The organism is Litoribacter ruber (genome assembly GCF_018449405.1).
Classification (GTDB): Bacteria; Bacteroidota; Bacteroidia; order Cytophagales; family Cyclobacteriaceae; genus Litoribacter; species Litoribacter ruber.
Window position 1 is genome coordinate 1 of the sequence record NZ_JAHCMY010000034.1, and the last position, 2921, is coordinate 2921.

Below are 2921 nucleotides of genomic sequence, written 5' to 3' on the forward strand. Positions count from 1 at the left end.
TTCGTGCCTGCATAGTATTCATAGATGAAGTTATCGTCCAGGTTGCCGGGGGACTTGCCCCTGCGCTGTAAAGTTAACCCACCCTGCAACCTGGCTCTCGCTAACCTCGAAAGCATTATGGGCCACCGGAGCAATTTTTAACGCTCGGCCCTCATTCTGGTCAACTGTAGTCGGAATCGTATTTGGATTCTTCCCTCTGCTTTGTTTAAATTTACCAAAAACAATTAGTCTACAGTCTTGTACAGTGTTAAAAATTCACCACAATGAATCACTTCTATAACATAAATATTGCAGGAAAATCAGCTCGTTCCCATAAACTCTTCTCCATACTAACACTGTTTTTATTAATCATTTTAATTTTAAACTCTACAGTATTTAAAATAGAAGTATTAAATTTAATTTTAATTACTTTAATATTAATTTCTGGAGTTTGGCTAATCCTATTTAAAAAAACCACCATTATTGGTTCAATAAAATTCCATAAAGATTACATAACAATACAGACGAATGAATTACCAAAACTTAGGATTTCAACAAAAGATTTAACCACCATTAAATTCTATTTCGGAGGAAATAAAGGAGACTCTTATATTTTAAACCCCCAAAGTATAAATTTTAAAGACGGAACAGATAACAAGTTAATATTCACATACAATAAGAGAATTCATACATTCGATTTATTAATAACCACTAAAGACTTTTATTTTTTAAATAAAATAATAAAAGAATGGAATAAAGATCGAACAGACAAAATAGTTGTAGAAGATTTTAGTAAATTTTAATTTTCATCAATAAGCACATCTTCCAAATCAGATAAATTTACATAATCCAATTTTCTCAACACTTCAAACAAACTATCTCTTTTATTAAACTCTTTCACTTCATGATATAAATAAACCAATAATGCTTTATCTCCTACATAATCACCTAACTCAACAGCTTTTTCACTTAACTCTAAAGCATGCCTTAAATCATTACTCAAAATTCTGTTACCAACATAATTTGAGTAAGTTTGATATAGATTTTCATTGATCAATAAAGATTTTTCATAATAGGAAAATGCTGATTCATAATCCCCTCTTTTATCAAACACAATTGCTATATTTAGCAAAGAAATTGGATTTAGTGGATTTATATCTAAAGATTTTTTTGCGTTTAATATAGCTAATGAGTCATTTTCATTTTTTAAATATGCGGAACTTAATAACTGGTACCCTTGGTGATTTTCCTTATATTCTTTAGTGAAAAACTCTCCTAATTTTACACAAAGGTTTATATCACCTTGTTGGTATAGATTAGATAGTGAATCCAACAGATTCTCCTCTCTTAAACTATTTTCCAACCCTTTATTCTCACAAGCTAATAAGGTGAAAAATAAGAATCCTAAATATTGAAATTTAATTTTTCCCATCATTAATCATTGTTTTTTTTTGATTTTTGCTTTTTAATTTGATCCAGTATCCCCGCATCATTAATGACTTGAGCAGCTGTATTAACACCATCAATTATTTTACCTGCTGTTGATTTCCCCAATACTTCCCTACTAACATTTCCACCAAGATTAAAAGGAGCAACTAAAGCAGTTGCAGCTAAAATTTGATCAAGATTACTCGATGCTTCTACTCCATAGATGTCCTTTTCATTTTTTAGAACATTAATAGCATTAGGTACAGAAATTAATGGGTTGATCCCTGCAATAGCTTTTACCACCCCTGGAGCTTGGCCATTCCTATTAAATTCTCCATCCCCCTGCATCCAAGCCTCTCCAGATTTAAAGGTCCAATTTAATCTTTCCAACCCCCTATGACTTGCTCTCATTGTTTCATAAAAACCTATTCCAGAAGACAATAATAAATCAGAACGGTCTTGGTCAGGTCTAAAAATATAAGCTGTAACATTTTGTTGGTCAACGGTAACAATATTACCATCTATACTACTGGTACCCTCCTCTGTATTATTTATTGTTACACTTGCAAATCTCTGCCTATTCTTACCTTTCCATGTTTCAAATTCACCACCCGTTTTTTTCGCAAATGTTCTCGCTTGACGCACGTTTCTTTTCTCCCAAAACCAAGCTCCATCAGGGTCTAATCCATTCATCGGGCTATTTCCTAGCATAACATACGGTGAAGGATATAGTCTTTTAGGATCTTTCGACCATGTTCTTCCAAGTCTGGTGTCGTGTTGCCGAAAAAATGTCGTATAGGATTTTCCTAATCCAGAAATTTCATCATCCCTCTCCCATCCTTGTAATCCATACCTGTAGAGGGTAGTATCCTGATAAGTCCTCCCATCCATCGCCAATCCAAACGGATAATAATCCGTAAGCGAACTCACCTGAGCCCAAGTACTATCGGCATCCATATGGATATTATCCGTCACCACTGCAAGTACATTCCCAAGATGGTTAGAGAGCTCATAACGCTTTCCTCCTAAAGTGCGGTACCCTTGTTGTGAACTGGCCACTTGAATTCCTAATCTGGAGCTTCCATAAATGGATTGCTCTATAATTGAATCAGCCTCATATATACCCATCGGGTTTCCCGAGGCATCTCGAATATAGGATTGAATAGATTCACCCACTTTCTTCTGAATCCTGTTACCGGAAGCGTCATACCTGAACTCCAGCTTGGTCCCGTCTGATTTATTGACAGCCCTTATCTTTCCATAAGGCGTCCATTCTATATTGGTGATTCCTTCTTTTTCATCTGAAGTCAAATTACCGATGGCGTCATATCTGTAACTAATATCCCCAGTAGAATTGGCGGCAGTCAGCCCCCCTGCATCATCCCCCTTGTTCTGCCCCGGAGCATTGGCCTTACCATTTCCGTTACCGTTGTTGCTTCCGCCTCCTTTACCGTTGCCGTTCCCTTTCGGATTCTGCTGCTGGCCGGCCTGCTGGTCAAGTTCAATCAGGTTCC

At 36.0% G+C, this 2921-nt stretch carries 3 protein-coding genes; 1 reads left to right on the top strand and 2 read right to left on the bottom strand.

Annotation, left to right across the window (positions count from 1 at the left end; genetic code table 11):
* The first annotated feature begins 263 nt into the window (after positions 1-263).
* The gene (locus KI659_RS18425; RefSeq protein WP_213946861.1) at positions 264-782 is read left to right on the top strand and encodes a hypothetical protein; all 519 of its coding nucleotides are present in this window, start codon (positions 264-266) and stop codon (positions 780-782) included.
* Here KI659_RS18425 and KI659_RS18430 read toward each other — a convergent pair.
* Positions 779-1414, bottom strand: a complete 636-nt coding sequence (locus KI659_RS18430) for a tetratricopeptide repeat protein (RefSeq protein WP_213946862.1) — start codon at positions 1412-1414, stop codon at positions 779-781. The two genes, KI659_RS18425 and KI659_RS18430, sit on opposite strands and share 4 nt — an antisense overlap.
* On the bottom strand, positions 1414-2921 hold a 1508-nt coding region (locus KI659_RS18435; protein ID WP_213946863.1), incomplete at its 5' end, for an RHS repeat domain-containing protein. The genes KI659_RS18435 and KI659_RS18430, both read right to left, overlap by 1 nt.